This is a genomic window from Tabrizicola thermarum (assembly GCF_003574395.1).
In the GTDB taxonomy this organism is placed as follows: domain Bacteria; phylum Pseudomonadota; class Alphaproteobacteria; order Rhodobacterales; family Rhodobacteraceae; genus Tabrizicola; species Tabrizicola thermarum.
In genome coordinates this window covers 13762-28366 of record NZ_QMJY01000083.1, presented here as the reverse complement: position 1 = coordinate 28366, position 14605 = coordinate 13762, and the positions used below count along the sequence as shown (strand labels likewise).

Genomic DNA, 14605 nt, shown 5'->3' with positions numbered 1-14605 from the left:
CGGGGTCCTGCCCATGTCTTGGCCAAGTCCTGCCTACTCGACTGCAAGATGAGTGTCCTTGCGCACAATTCTCGCGTAAATCACCAATTGCGCCACATTCTGCCAGAATCTGGCCCAACTGGTCTGGAATCACGGGACAGTGACTTACTCAGGGGAGCCGCCATGTCCATGCGCCTGACGTTTGCGGCTTTTGCCGCTTCCGCCATGATCTGCCTTGGGGCTGCGGCCCAGGCAGGCTGCACGATCCCGCCCAATGCGAATGCCATGCAGCAGGAACTGCTCAGCCACCTGAACGCCGAACGCAAGGCCCACGGCCTGTCGCCGCTGACCCTTTCGGCCAAGCTGGACAAGGCCGCCCAGGGCCATGCCTGCGACAACGCCATGCGCCGATCGATCAGCCATACCTCTTCGGACGGCGGCACGCTGAAGACCCGCCTGCGCCGCGCCGGATATGCCTTCCGGACGGCGGCGGAAAACACCGGCCGGGGCTTTGGCAGCGGGGCCCGCGCGGTGGAATGGTGGATGCATTCGCCCAAGCACAAGAACAACATCCTGCTGCGCAAGGCGCGTGAAGTCGGCGTCGGCATCGCGCTCAGCCCGCCACCGGACAACAAGCTGCACTGGATCATCGTGGTCGGCGCATCGAAGTGATCAGCGCGCGATCACCAGGTCCACCCGTAACCCGCCCAGCGTCTCGCTCTCCGACAGCCGCAACGCGCCGCCGTGGCTCAGCGCGATGTCGGACGCGATCGACAAGCCCAGCCCCACCCCCGCCCCCCGGTTCGGATCGCGGGACGCCTCCAGCCGGGTGAAGGGGCGCAGGGCTTCCTCGCGCCGATCCGCCGGGATGCCCGGGCCGTCATCCTCGACCACGATCCGCAGGCTGCGCTCCTGAAAGATCAGGCGCAACTCCACCCGCTTGCCGAAGCGCTGCGCGTTGCCGACCAGATTTTCCACCGCCCGCACGATCGCCTGCGGCCGCATCATCACCGGCTCGGCCGGGCCTTCGACACCGGCCAGCACCGCCCCCGTCCGGTCGGCGACCCCCCGCACCAGGGCGACGACATCCGTCGGGACCGAGCTTTCCATCGCGTCCCCCCGGACGAAGGAAAGGAACTCATCGACCATCCGCTCCATCTGCATCACATCGGCCTGCAGCGCCGCCACCTCGGGATCCTCCGGCATCAGCGACAAGGCCAGCCGCATCCGTGTCAGGGGCGTGCGCAGGTCGTGACTGACGCCGGACAGCATCAGCGTCCGCTGCTCGATCTGCCGCTCGATCCGCGCCCGCATGTCCAGGAAGGCCCGGCCCGCCGCCCGCACCTCCAGCGCACCGCGCGGGCGATAGCGGACCGAGCGCCCCTTGCCGAAGGCCTCGGCCGCCTCGGCCAGCTTGGTGATGGGGCGCAACTGGCGGCGCAGGAAGTAATAGGCGATCACCGTCAGAAGCACCGAGGCGAAGAGCATCAGCACGATCAGCTGGTGCGGATTGGCGGCCGACATCCGCCGCCGGCTGACTTCGGCCTGCACCGGACCGAACGGGCTGTCGAAGCGCAGGTTCACCATCCGGTCCTGCCGGGTCAGATCCACCGCAACCAGTCCGGGCAGCCGGCTGTGCAGGGTCGAGATGATCGTGTCGCCGGACAGGTCGATCCGGTTCTTGCGGTCCGCCAGCGGCGCGCCCTCGCCCGCGGGAAGCGTCAGGGTGATCTCCAGCGCCGTGGCCAGCGGCGTCACCCGGTCGCGCGCGGCCTCCAGCGAAGGACTGGCGGCAATCTCGTCCATCAGGAAGGCCAGGTCGATCGCCACCCCTTGCGTCATCTGCCCGGTCACGTCTTCATAGAAGCGCTGGATGAACTCGGTGGAAAAGACCAGCTGTATGGCAAGGATCGGCACGATCAGGATCAGCGCCGCGCGGCCGTAAAGGCCCCTGGGAAAGATACGTTGCAAGACCGACATCGCGGCAAAGCCTATCTGGCCCCCGCTCCTTTGGAAAGCCACCCGACCGGAAAGCCGCATGACCGCAGACCCGCCGATCCGATGCCTCCTTGCCCCGAACCCCTCGCCGCTGACCGGGGCCGGGACCAATACCTGGCTGGTCGGAGCCGCCCGCCTTGCGGTGATCGACCCAGGCCCGGACGACCCCGCGCATCTGTCCGCCATCCTGGCCGCCCTCGGGCCGGGACAGCAGATCGACCGGATCATCGTCACCCACGCCCATCGGGACCACTCGGCCCTTGCGCAGCGGCTCGCCGCGCTGACCGGGGCGCCGATCCACGCCTTCGGCCCCGCAACCGCAGGGCGCAGCGCGGTGATGGCCCGGCTGGCCCCTACCCTGCCCGATCACGGCGAAGGGCTGGACCACGGCTTCGCGCCGGATGTCATCCTGTCGGACGGCGAAAGCCTGTCGGGCCCGGACTGGACGCTGCGGGCGCTCCACACGCCCGGCCATCTTGGCGGCCACCTTTGCCTGGCCCTGGGGGATACGCTTTTTTCCGGAGACCACGTCATGGGCTGGTCCACCTCCGTCGTCTCGCCCCCGGACGGAGACATGGCCGCCTACATGGCCTCGCTTCAGCGGCTGAGCGAGACGTCCTGGACCCGCTGTCTGCCCGGCCACGGCGCGCCGGTCGGCGACCCTGCCCGCCGCCTGGCCGACCTGATCGCCCACCGACGGGGCCGCGAGGCGCAGATCCTTGCCGCGCTGGCCGAGGGACCTGCCCGCATTCCCGCGCTGACCTCGCGGGTCTATTCCGGCACCCCGTCGCAGCTCTTGCCCGCGGCCGCGCGCAACGTGCTGGCGCATCTTATTGATCTGGCGACAAGAAACCTGGTGAAGGCTGACCCCGACCTGCATCCCGAGGCCGAATTCGCACTCAGGTGACCCCAGCCGCATTTTCCCCGGTTTTGCCTCTTGCCGCTCCCGACATGCCTTGCTATAGACCCCGCGTGTTCCGGCGTAGCTCAGCGGTAGAGCAGTTGACTGTTAATCAATTGGTCGTAGGTTCGATCCCTACCGCCGGAGCCAATCTTCTCAGATAGTTAGCCCAGAGATAGCCGCCCTCGGCGGCGGTAAGACTAGCTGTTAGGGCTGGTTTAAGGCTAGCATACGGCCCCTTTCGGGCTCGAAACCGGTGCATATCGTGGCTTGGGGAGGGGTGGACGCCCTCGGGCTAGACCGGGCGGGGTTTCGTCCCGAGAGCGTCCGATGTTGAGCAAAGCGAGCGAGCAGCTTCAACGCGGTAAGTATACCCGATCCCAGAGTGGAAAGAAAAGCCCAGCGGATTGAGGCGGGGTCCGGTGGGCGCGTCGCTCGGCTTGCGACGGCGGTAACGCTCTGCTAGGAATAATCGGAGAACATCAATTTGGGCGGGACAAGGCCGATTCACTCGGCTACACCTACCTGTAGGGCATCCGGGCGGGAGAGCGGCGATATGTTGACGTCGGTGGAGTTATGCGCGGGCGCGGGCGGACAGGCTCTCGGGCTCGAACAGGCAGGCTTCGAGCATCGCGCGCTGATCGAGATAGACCCGCACTGCTGCGCCACGCTGCGGGCGAACCGGCCCAACTGGAACGTCCTCGAAGAAGACCTGCGCTGCTTCAAGGAACAGGCGTCCGCCTTCGCCGGGATCGACCTTCTAGCCGGTGGGCTTCCGTGCCCGCCCTTCTCGGTCGCCGGAAAGCAGCTCGGGGCGGCGGATGAACGCAACCTGTTCCCGGACGCCCTTGAGATCGTCGCCGCGACCCGGCCCAAGGGAGTGATGATCGAGAACGTGCGCGGCTTCCTCGACGCAGTGTTTCACGACTACCGCGAGGGGCTGAAGCGCCAGCTCGCCAAACTCGGCTACGTCACCGATTGGCGGCTGCTCAACGCTTCGCACTTCGGCGTTCCGCAACTCCGCCCGCGTGTCGTGATCGTCGCCGTCCGGTCCGACCTCGCCGACGGCTTCGAGTGGCCCGAGGAACAGCATCACAATCCGCCCAAAGTCGGGGCTGTGCTCCGCGATATGATGGCCGCGAACGGCTGGCCGGGAGCCTCTGCGTGGGCGAAGCGGGCCGATGAGATCGCGCCGACCATCGTGGGTGGATCGAAGAAGCACGGCGGACCGGACCTCGGCCCAACGAGGGCGCGGCGGGCGTGGGAAACGCTCGGCGTGAACGGCAAGACGGTCGCCGAGGAAGCGCCCGGGCGCGACTTCGTGGGGATGCCGAGGCTCACGGTGCCGATGGTTGCGCGCCTGCAGGGCTTCCCGGACGATTGGACCTTCACGGGTCGCAAGACCGCCGCCTATCGGCAGGTCGGGAACGCCTTCCCGCCGCCGGTCGCCCGTGCCGTGGGCAAGAGCGTGGCCGCTGCGCTGAGCGTCCGCCGCGTCTACGCCGTCGGCAGCTAAGCTCGACGCTCCGCCGCCCGTGTGCAACATTGCCCCTCCGAACAGTGAGGGGAATCACCGGGCTTGGCCAAGACGTTACCCGCCAGCATTGTTGTGCCGGGGCATCCCGACTTCGCGACGCTCTCGGCGATCCGCGCCGATCTGGAACGCCGTGCGGGCGGACCGGGACGGCTGGCGGCAGAGGTTCCGGCCCTGCTGCGCGAGGTCATTGACGACGTGATCCAGACGCCCAGAACGGGGCGGCGGTCGTATGCCGAGCTGGAGAAGACCGAGAAGACCTACATCGGCACCCGCGTCGAGATTATGCTGCGGGCGCTGCTCAAGCTGCCGCGCGGTCGGCTCGATACCCGTGTGGCGGGCCACGACACCGACATCAAGCACACGATGACGGGCAACTGGATGATCCCGCAGGAGGCGGTCGGGCATCCCTGCATCCTCGTGGCGGCGGACGAAGACCGGGCGCGGTGCGCGCTCGGGCTGGTCGTCGCGCGGCCCGAGTATCTCACCGCCGGGGCGAACCGAGACGCGAAGCGCAGCATCGCTAGGCCGCAGTTTCAGCACATTCTCTGGATCTTCGCAGATCACCCCTACCCGCCGAACTTCTGGCGCACGGTGCCGCCCGACGCGGTGGAACGCATCTTCACCGGGAACAGCGGCAACGCCCGCGTCATGGCGTTGTTCCGCGAGGTGCGGGGCGTGCCTATCTCGCGTGAGACGGTCGAGGCGGTCGCGCGCCAGAAGGACTTCATGCGCCGTATCCGGTCGGACGACGGGCGCGGAACGCGCGACCGGCTTGCCGCCGAAGGTATCCTGCTGCTGTCCGGCACCTATGACGGCCCGCTGATCCGTCGGCTCGGGCTCCCCCTCGGTGACTTCGTGTCCTACCGCCCGACCGCGCCGGATGAACTGGCAGCGGCGCGGGCGGCGGGCTGGCGTGTGTAGTGGCCGACCGGATCAGCCCGGAGCGGCGCAGCGCGAATATGCGGCGCATCCGCAGCCGCGATATGAAGCCCGAGATGGTGGTGCGCCGTCTCGCCCACGGGATAGGCTACCGATACCGGCTGCATCGCAAGGACCTGCCGGGGAATCCTGATCTGGTCTTCGGACCGCGCCGCGCGGTGATCTTTGTTCACGGCTGTTTCTGGCATCAGCACGACAAGGCCGAATGCCTCGACGGGCGACCGCCCAAGAGCAACGAGGGCTACTGGACGCCGAAGCTGGCGCGCAACGTCGAGCGCGACGCGGTGGCGCAGGCGGCGCTGCGCGCGGCGGGATGGCGGGTGCTCGTGATCTGGGAGTGCGAGACGCGCGATGAAACCGCCCTGCAGGAGCGCATTCGGCTGTTCCTCGGAGGCCCGGAATGACGAAGGCCCCGGGAGCGATCCCGGGGCCTTCTATGGGGCGATCCCCTCACCCTGAGAGGGACCAGCGAGGGGAAGCCTACGCGGTCGTTGGGAGTTGGTCGAGCAAGGGTTATTGAGGCTACTCGGCGGCGACTGCTTCGGAACCTTGCTGGGCCTTGAGATGCCGACGCAGCTCAGCAATCAGATGCTGGATGAACCTCATGTATCGCTGCGCTTTGTCGTCGCGCTGAGCGACGAACATCTGCCAGTCTAGGTGCCACCAGATGGCGTCGAGAATGTTCAATGTTACAACAAGACCATCCGCGTGCTCGCCGGAGGTCTCATGGGTTGCCGCCGCCGACACCAGAGGTCCGAAATTGCGCAACACCTGCTCGCAATACATGCAGTTGCTGAACGCCCCCCACCAACCACGAAGCTCTAGGGCTTCGAGGTAGTCGAGTTCCAACGCGATCCGGTAGAAATCCGGCTCGGACCCGTCCCAAGCGTCCTCGCCCGGTCGGTGTTCGAGACGGTCCGCGATGTTGATTTCGATGGCTCGATTAATGTTGATCGTGTTTTGCACACTCATAGCTTGCTCTCCTTGAGCTAGGAGCGCCGACCGGACCGACCCAAGAATCAAAAAGGCCGACCCGACCAACGCAAGGTTGGTTGAAGTCGGCCCGCATCCGGTGGTTCGGACTAAGAGCCCTTTAGCGGCTCAAGCGGCTTGCAGGATGCTTGCGCAAATCCGGGAGTTCCACCCGGCTCTCTTCCACATCCACGCGACCCGAAGAAGGTGCCACGCGGGGCGGAGTGAGTCAATGTTGTCGGGCGAGAGTGGGCCGGAAACGATCCGTTTAGGCTAGGTGAAACAATCGAATTGTTGGGTGCAGAAGTAACGTGCGGCGGAGAGCCCAGGAAGGGGCTCGGGAGCCCGCCCCGGTTGGGCGATCCGGGACGGGCGGGCGCTAGGCGCGGTCGGCCAAAGCATCGTGCCTACGCGCGCGGGCGCGGGAGGCGGTGGGCTGCGGTCTCGTGATCGGCGCGGGGCCGTCCTTCGTGAACCACCTTTCGGGCCGATCAGGATACGGCGGACTGTCGGTGTAGACCGCGCTCCATCGCCGAAGGCGGGGTAGCTCCTCCGTGACCCACGGATCGAAACCGCGCAATTTCGGCACGTGGTAGCCGTCCGGGAACGTGAAGGGCTCGTGTGTCGAGAAGAAGCGATGCCGAATGTCCTCGCCGCCGATGAAGGCGTCGAGCGTCGCCCAAGTATGAACCTCCCAATCTTCGTCCCGATAGGGCGGGTTGCCGTCGAAGTAGAACCATCCCTCGAAAGCGATCCCGTGAATGCGCTCCGCCCCTTCCTTGCCGAGGCGGGCACGAAGCTCCTTACGGTGAGCCGGATGCGGGCCGACTAGGGGCGCGGGCACCCCTGCGAGGAAGTGGTTTGCGGAGCCGCCGTCGGGGAAGCGGTCGGTCGGAAACATCGCCGTCTTGTCCACGCGCGTCTTGAACGGACGGCGGTGAATGGGGCGATACTCCCGATTGAACAGATACTCGGTGCCGGGATCGTCGCCCACGCCGGGAACGAACCAATAGCCGTAGGGATGGAGGTAGCGCCGCCATTCGACCGCGCGCAGCGCCTTCGCTCCCTTGTGGACGTTGAAGCCCCACGAGCGACCGTAGACGCGGCGGTGGGCGTATTCGCGTTCAGCCGAGGTCGTCATTGCGCCTCCTCCTCGAAGGCGAGGGCGCGAATGCCCGCGATACGGCGCTCCTCTGCGGCGACGGTCCACTTCGCCCAATATACGGCGAAGTCGTTGGAGCGGACAGAACTGATGCTCGGCTTGCACTTTTCCAGCCAGACGATCATCGAGATGGGTGACTCCGGCTCGGTGATGCAGAGGTAGGCGGCGATCTGCTTCAGCTCCTCCGGCTCGGTGAGGCTGAGCTGCTTCGAGGCGAGGTAGCGCGCGAGGCTGCGGCGGAACCAGTCGCCCGGGTCGGGTTCGGTCAACAGGTAGTAGCCGAGCGTGGCGGTCAGCCGCTCCTCGACAGCTTCATCGGCGAGCGGCACGAAGCCTTCGCGCGTGAGGTAGATGTCGCGCTCGCGGTCATACGTCCGGTGGCGCGAGGCGTGTTCCTCGCGGATCGCGTCGCGAAGGGTTTCGACGGCGAGCCGAAGATCAATGTCCTTCTCCGGCGGCTGAATAGCGTAGGTCATCATAGTGTGTTCCTTTCGTGTGTGCGTTTTTGGCTAGGACTGTGTTCGCTAGTCCTAATCGTAGGCGGCTGGTGGCCCCGGATGCCCGAAGCCCAAGGAAGATTGGGAGGTCCGGTGGCACGATGAACTAGTGGACCGTTAAACGGGCTGCGGATCGGGTGCGCTCGGGCTGTTGCGGAGTGCAAATAGGTAAGAAGTACAGACCTTTTTCTTGATGTCGAAGGACAGATCGGCGAAACGTCCTGCAGGAGCCCAATCGAGCTACCCGCACCATCGCACCCCATCCCTTGCCAAGTAGCCCAGGCGTATTCCCCTACCCCCAATCGGACTGTCGGACGGAAATCCGCAATCTTCTCAAGGGCTTCTCTCCCTAGTTTGATAGCTTCTATAGTTTCTATAGTAAGAGAAAGAGAGAGAAGAAGGAGAGAGCGATACCCCCTAGGCGGATTTCTCCGCAGTAGGTGATGCACCGAACCAGCCGAACTGCCGAAAACACACTTTCGAGCGCAATTCGCGCAACGCTTACAAACACTTAGCCCTACGACACCCCTGTCGGACACCCCCCTACGGCATACCTCACCTCCCGAACAGACCGAGCACCACAGCATCAGAATATCCCCTCGCCGGGGTCGCGCCGCCGCGTCGAGCCGCGCCGGTCGGGATCGTCGCCCACGTCCCATTCTCTCGGGCAGTCCTTGTAGGCTACAGCCGGGTCCCAATTCTTCGCCTCCGCGTAACGGCGGCGGCACTCGCGCACGTCGTCTAGCCAAGCGCCGTAGACGTATCGCGACGTGCCTCGAAGATGGACGCGCTTGTCATCCTCGCTGTTGACGGGGATCGCCGCCTTCTTCAGCTCTAGCCCGACGCCTGTAATCATCCGCTGTCTCTCCCCGTCGTCGTTCGGGACCAGCCGCTGTTTCTGCCCCCAATCGAGAAGTGCCGTTGTCGAGACGAAGACCTGCTTAGGCGTGCCGCTCGCGCCGTTGCGGAAGAACGGTCCGACCATCTCCTCAGTATCGGGATGGCGGATAGGCGGCACCGTCGCCGCGCTGAGGAACGCATCGACCAGCTTCTCAGCACCCTTCAGGGAGTGCCTCGCCTGCTCGCGAAAGCCCGCCGTGCGGGGATGGGGCTCGGTCTCGAAGCCAGTCGTATCGACCTCGTGCAGTAGGTGGTGATACAGCGCCTCCTTGCCGCCGTCGGCCCACTCCGCGTCCAGTTTCGCGAACCACACCTTGTCCTGCTTTCGGGTGTTCTTTATGGTCGGCACGAACCAGCGCCGCTCCTCGCTATCGACCTTCAGGATTTGAACGTCGTTCCCCGCCGCGATCAGGTTGAAGTAGCACCGCGTCTCGAAGGCGTCCGCACCTTTGAACTCGACCATCATCGTTTCGCCCGTGATCGCCTTCTTCAGCGCGGCCCAGACCTCTGCCCCATGATGGGCGTGGATCTCATCGGCGAGCACGAGCAGACGCTTATGCAGGTGGGCGTTGAAGTGCCCAGCGACCGACCGGGTGCCGGAAACGCTCACGAAGTGCGGTCCGAACAGATCACCATACCGTTCCGCGAACTTCGTCTTGCCGGTGCCGTAGTCGCCCCGCAGCGCGACGGCGACGCCGTGCTTGTAGCCGGGTTGCTGAATGGGCATCGCCATCCACCGCCAAAGGTAGCGGTAGTGCTCATCAATGCCGGAGCAGATCACGCCTTCGACCAGCTCGCGGAACAAGTTGAACGTGCCGATCTTCGGCCCGAGGTAGGGCGCGAAGCCTTGCCACTCGTTGAAGTCGCGAGGTCCCGCGAGGTCGCCGCGCGGATCGAAGACGATGCCCCGGTAGCGCACCCGCTGGGGATCATACAGGAACGCATCGCCCGCGTGTTTCGGCTCGAAGATGGTTTCGCCCTTCACCTCCTTCGGCCAGCCGACCGTGAAGCCGTCGAAGCGCCGCTTGAACTCGGCCACCGTCATGAAGGTGTGTTGATCGGTGTCCACGCCCTCGCGGATCAAGACGCGGTATTTGTTGCCCACGTTCTCCACGGTCGCGTAGCGTAGCGCGCACCACTCGCGGAAGTCTTCGAGGTTGTGCGGCGGGTCCGGGTCGTTCAGCATCGCGAGCCGCGCGAGGTCGTTCGCCTTCATCGCCCGCTCGACTTGCCGACGGGCATACATCTCGCGCTTGAACCGATCCCGCGCGCCGTCGCCCGCGACGTGGCTGTAGAGGTGGTCGGAGATGAGCATCTTCCGGTCGAGGATCACCGCCGCCGCGACTTCGGGCGGCACGCCCCGCCGGTCCATCTCGGCGCACACCCAGAAGACCGCTTCGGAGCGGTTCCAGCTTCCGTCGGGCTTCTTCCAGCTCGTGCCTGGGTCGATGCCGTCGAGCCCTACCCGCCCGTCGGGACCTTGCGCGATCACGGCGCTGAGCACGTCCGGGTTGGTGGGTGTCGTCGGGTCCTTCGCATCGACCGCATAGCCCAGCGCCGCCCAGCTCCACGTCTCCGCTGCCGGAGGACACGCGCGGGCATCCCCTTCGGCCTTCGCCACACCTACCGACAGCCGCGCCTTCTCGTCCAGCTCTCGCTTGCGCGGAGCAGCCGGGAGCTTCACGAAGTCGCCCAGCGTGTAGCGGCGGGGCGTCTGTCCCGTGCCCCAATCGTCGTGAATCACCATCGCGAGCTTGTCGGTGCGGTGCGGCTTCTTGTCGGACGCGAAGTTGTTCGTCCCGGCGAGCCGCGCGATGCGCGATATGTCGGTGGTGCCGGTATCGCCGTCGAAGATGTCGCGCAGCCGCTCGTTCACGTCTTCGAGGTTGGCGACAAGCTGCGTGTCCTGTTCCGCCCCGGCTCCGACCTCGATGGGCTCGGCCAGCATCCAAAACGCCCAATACCCGCCGCCCGAGGCGACAATCGCCGTCGGCTCGGGAACGCCCTTGGGGCGCTCGGTCGTCAGCTTCGCCAGCGCCTTCTTCTGGGCTTCCGGGTCTTCGCCGCAGTCGATATCAACGTGAAAGCCCCGGAATAGGTGCGTGTGCTCCTTCCTCGCCTTGTCGTGAAGGTCGGGTAGCACGCCGTTCAGCGCGAAGTAGTAATCCCATCGGGCGGTCGATCCGTTCCGCTCGTCAATCCACCCGACGATCTTCGGAGCTTCCGTATGGGGGTTCACGTATTCGACGCTGATCCCGGCGAAGCGCCTCGTTTGCTTGTCGTCGTCCTTCGCCTTCCTGATCCGCACAAGTTGGACCTTCGCCGACTTGTCGGGAAACAGCCCCTGCAGGAACCGGACGGATTTGTGCCGCTCGCCGCTCATCGCCCTCACTCCTTCGACTGGAGCTGGGCTTCGCACCACGCATCGAGGTCGGCTTTCCGATACCGCGTGACGCGCTCGCCGATGCGGGCGAAGCGGGGACCCTTCACCGGGTTGTTCCGCTGTCGCCACTTCGCGAGCGTTTCGACCGACACGCCGATATAGGTCGCCGCCATATCCGGCGTGAGCCATTCCGGCGCGATCACCTGACCGCTCGGGTTCTTCGCCACGTATTGTTCGAGAAGCTCCGCCGCCGCGATCTTCGCGGCCCGCGCAACGAGTTGTTCAGTGTCATCCGACACACGCATAGACGCCTCCAGCTTTCGCTAGGGCGTCCTGCGTCGTGGTGGGCGCGAGGAGCTTACGGGGCCTTGCGCTCGCTGCCGTCTTGGTGTGACCCCCTCTAGGTTTTTCCTCCTCCCCGACAGCCGGAGCCGTCGAGAAGGTCGGAGGGGACCGCAGGCATTGATCTCTTCCAACCCCGCCCGGGTTATAGTGCCTCAAACGGTAGCGCGTCGCTTCACGTTCGTAAAGGGGACGATTTCGGCGCTACCGGATTGCCCGGCGGGAGCGGCTTTCTGCTTGGGCGTCAACGGCTTACCGGGCCGATCCTTCGGAAGGTGCGACAATATCTCGGCGGTCACTTGCTCCTGAAGCTCACGCAGCCGGTCCGCCTTGCGCTTCGAGATATTGGTGTATCGACCGCCCTGACCTTTCGGCTTCCAGTTGCCCAGAGCGTCCTTGTCTGCCTCGCTCAATCCGGCGTCGTCGGCGAAGCCGCGCCACGAATGGCGAAGGTCGTGGTTGTAATAGGCGAGCTTCGCGCGCTTCTCGTCCTGCCGAATGCCCGGGGGCTCGGGATGGCCCATAAAGTCGTCGGCGCTCGTCTGTTGCGGATCGCGGGGAAAGATGAACGTCGAAGCGGCGAGCGGATTCAGCGCCCGTCCCGCCCGAGCGGCGCGCACCAGAGCCCGGATCATCTCGCGCGACAGCGGCAGGTCGTAACCGCCGTTCTTGTCCTCGGGGATCGTCAACACGCGGCGCTTGCGGTCGATATGCTCCCACTTCGCCCGCCGCAGAGCGCCGGTCCGCGCGCCGCTGAGAAGCTGAAACCACCAGAACGCCCGCTTTACCGGCGAGGAGACGTTTGCCTCAAGTTGCGCAAGCCAGTCGGCCAGCTCGTGCCCGCCCATCGCCCGGTCGCGCTCTAGCGTGATGACCTTCAGCCCGAACGTCGGCGGGATCGGCGGCAGCGACGTATCGCGGGCCAGCTCGAAGTTGTAGATCACCTTTAGCGTCTGGATCAGGCTGTTCTGGGCTCCCTGCCCGATCTCTTCGAGGACTTCGAGCGCCCGCTCGTGGATCAGCCGCCGGTTGTCCGAGAGATGCCGCAGCGTCGCGCCGTGAAAGTCTTCGAGGAGCTTCATGCCATACTCATAGCCCCGGATCGTCGCGACGCTGCGCCCGTTCGCAACCAGCCACCGGCGGTAGTTTTCCCAGCCCTCCGCCAGCGTCGTCTCGCTGCGCTGGGCCGTCCCCTGTCGGATCGTCTTCGCCCACTCTCCGGCCAGCTCTCGCGCAGTCTTCACGCTGATCTCGGGGAAGTGTCCGAGCGCCTTCTTGTGCTGGCGGCTCTTGCCGGTCTTCGGGTCCGGTCCGCTCGCCCGCGCCGTCCACGTCTTCGAGGCGGGACCGATCACGAGGAATAGCCCCGGCGTCGCGTCGGCCACGGTGTATTGCTTTTCGGAGAAGGGGAGCCGCTCCACGGCTCCGTCGGTCAGTTTCGTCGTCACTCGCTCGCTCCACTCACTGTAAGACTGCCCTAGGACTAGTCTTGGCCCGGTCCGGTCCCTTCACCGACCTAGGCCGGATCGGGGACGACTGCGGAGCAACACCCTGTAAACGCTTGCGTTTGTTGGTGTTCTAGCACAGTCGTCCTAGGTTATCCTAGGCGGCACAGCGCGTAAACCAGTAACTGTTAATCAATTGGTCGTAGGTTCGATCCCTACCGCCGGAGCCAGAAATCCCAGAAAAAGCAAGAATTTGCTCGCCATCCCGCAAGGGCGGCCCCTGGTGGGCTAGCCTTGCAGGATCTGCCCGGACTGGAACGCAAGACGTGCCGAAATCGCCCTGCCAGCGCAGGAGCCTTGCCGGTTTTCAGAGTGTCGCCGATCTTGCCCCGCCACGACCAGACGCAGGGCAAGGACGCTCTGCGCGGGAACACGCAGGGAGGCGGCACATCGGGCGACATCTTCCGCGCCCTGACGCGAGGCGTCACGGCTCCTGGAACAGGTGCACGCGGTCCGGGTCGAACTCCAGGTTCACCTGTGCGCCGATCGGGAACACCGCATCCTGCGCCAGCGCCGCGATCACCGGCGTGCCATCCTTCAGCGTCACCTCCAGCACCGTCTCTGACCCCAGCCGCTCGGTCAGCGCGACAGCCCCATGCAGCCGCCCCACGCCCCGGGCCACCGACAGATACTGCGGCCGCAGCCCAAGGATCGCCTGCTGGCCCACCCGGAACGGCCCGCGCTTGCCCGACACCTCGACCGGGTCCAGCGCTTCGTTCGACACCAGCACCTTGCCGCCGTTCACCCCTTGCACCGTCACTTTCAGGAAGTTCATCGACGGCGCACCCAGGAAGCCGGCCACGAACAGGTTCGCAGGGTCGTGATACAGGTCCATCGGCGCGCCGATCTGCATGACCTGACCGTCCTTCAGCACCACGATCCTGTCGGCCAGCGTCATCGCCTCGACCTGGTCGTGCGTCACATAGACCATCGTCGCGCCCAGCTGCTGGTGCAGCTTGCCGATCTCCATCCGCATGTCCATCCGCAGCGCGGCGTCGAGGTTCGAGAGCGGCTCGTCGAACAGGAACACCTCCGGTTTCCGCACGATGGCCCGCCCGATGGCGACGCGCTGGCGCTGGCCGCCGGAAAGCTGGCTGGGGCGGCGGTCAAGCAGATGCTCCATCTGCAGGATGCGCGCGGCTTCGGCGACCTTCGCGTCCTTCTCCTCTTTCGACGCGCCCGCGATGGTCAGCCCGAAGGCCACATTCTCGCGCACCGTCATGTGCGGGAAGATGGCGTAGGACTGGAACACCATCGCCACGCCGCGGTCCTTGGGCGGCAGGTCGTTCACCAGCCGGTCGCCGATGCGCAACTCGCCCGAGGTGATGTCCTCCAGCCCCGCGATCATGCGCAGCAGCGTGGACTTCCCGCAGCCCGAGGGGCCGACGAAGACGCAGAATTCGCCATCCTCGATTTCGATGTCCACGCCCTTGATGACATGGGCGGTGCCATAGCTTTTCCTGACGTTCCTCAGCGATACGCGTGCCATC

General features: G+C 65.6%; 13 protein-coding genes and 1 tRNA gene. 6 read left to right on the top strand and 8 right to left on the bottom strand.

The features are described from left to right. Positions 1 to 162 precede the first annotated feature (162 nt). Entirely contained in the window at positions 163 to 651 is a 489-nt protein-coding gene (locus tag D5084_RS16430; protein ID WP_162302464.1) for a CAP domain-containing protein, read from the top strand. Here the strand turns inward: D5084_RS16430 and D5084_RS16425 are convergent, their stop codons facing one another. Then, a complete protein-coding gene (locus D5084_RS16425) occupies positions 652 to 1959 on the bottom strand; it encodes an ATP-binding protein (RefSeq protein ID WP_128516593.1) in 1308 nt (435 codons plus the stop codon). It lies immediately after the preceding gene. Between the two features lie 58 nt (positions 1960 to 2017). On the opposite strand from D5084_RS16425, the gene D5084_RS16420 reads away from it, so the two are divergent. The 5 genes from D5084_RS16420 (at position 2018) to D5084_RS16400 (ending at position 5758) form a co-directional block, all read left to right on the top strand. Beyond that, on the top strand, positions 2018 to 2884 hold the full coding sequence (locus D5084_RS16420; protein WP_128516592.1) for an MBL fold metallo-hydrolase: 867 nt from the start codon (positions 2018 to 2020) through the stop codon (positions 2882 to 2884). Between the two features lie 69 nt (positions 2885 to 2953). Beyond that, positions 2954 to 3028 (top strand) — tRNA-Asn (locus D5084_RS16415). Between the two features lie 406 nt (positions 3029 to 3434). Further along, entirely contained in the window at positions 3435 to 4394 is a 960-nt protein-coding gene (locus tag D5084_RS16410; RefSeq protein WP_128516591.1) for a DNA cytosine methyltransferase, read from the top strand. 63 nt (positions 4395 to 4457) lie between these two features. After that, complete coding sequence (locus D5084_RS16405) at positions 4458 to 5336, top strand: NaeI family type II restriction endonuclease (RefSeq protein WP_128516590.1); 879 nt, start codon at positions 4458 to 4460, stop codon at positions 5334 to 5336. Continuing rightward, a complete protein-coding gene (locus D5084_RS16400) occupies positions 5336 to 5758 on the top strand; it encodes a very short patch repair endonuclease (protein ID WP_128516589.1) in 423 nt (140 codons plus the stop codon). Before D5084_RS16405 ends, D5084_RS16400 begins: the two co-directional genes overlap by 1 nt. Positions 5759 to 5876: 118 nt before the next feature. Here the strand turns inward: D5084_RS16400 and D5084_RS16395 are convergent, their stop codons facing one another. The 7 genes from D5084_RS16395 to D5084_RS16365 form a co-directional block, all read right to left on the bottom strand. Beyond that, positions 5877 to 6326, bottom strand: coding sequence for a hypothetical protein (locus tag D5084_RS16395; protein WP_128516588.1), 450 nt, complete (start codon positions 6324 to 6326; stop codon positions 5877 to 5879). Positions 6327 to 6705: 379 nt separating this feature from the next. Continuing rightward, the gene (locus D5084_RS16390; RefSeq protein WP_128516587.1) at positions 6706 to 7467 is read right to left on the bottom strand and encodes a hypothetical protein; all 762 of its coding nucleotides are present in this window, start codon (positions 7465 to 7467) and stop codon (positions 6706 to 6708) included. Continuing rightward, entirely contained in the window at positions 7464 to 7964 is a 501-nt protein-coding gene (locus tag D5084_RS16385; RefSeq protein WP_155523142.1) for a hypothetical protein, read from the bottom strand. Before D5084_RS16385 ends, D5084_RS16390 begins: the two co-directional genes overlap by 4 nt. A gap of 607 nt (positions 7965 to 8571) precedes the next feature. Further along, the gene (locus tag D5084_RS16380) at positions 8572 to 11268 is read right to left on the bottom strand and encodes a DUF5906 domain-containing protein (protein ID WP_128516585.1); all 2697 of its coding nucleotides are present in this window, start codon (positions 11266 to 11268) and stop codon (positions 8572 to 8574) included. A 5-nt stretch (positions 11269 to 11273) separates the two neighbouring features. Then, on the bottom strand, positions 11274 to 11573 hold the full coding sequence (locus D5084_RS16375; protein WP_128516584.1) for a helix-turn-helix transcriptional regulator: 300 nt from the start codon (positions 11571 to 11573) through the stop codon (positions 11274 to 11276). Positions 11574 to 11765: 192 nt separating this feature from the next. Beyond that, complete coding sequence (locus D5084_RS16370) at positions 11766 to 13058, bottom strand: integrase family protein (protein WP_128516583.1); 1293 nt, start codon at positions 13056 to 13058, stop codon at positions 11766 to 11768. Positions 13059 to 13539: 481 nt separating this feature from the next. Then, a complete protein-coding gene (locus tag D5084_RS16365; RefSeq protein WP_128516582.1) occupies positions 13540 to 14604 on the bottom strand; it encodes an ABC transporter ATP-binding protein in 1065 nt (354 codons plus the stop codon). Position 14605 lies beyond the last annotated feature (1 nt).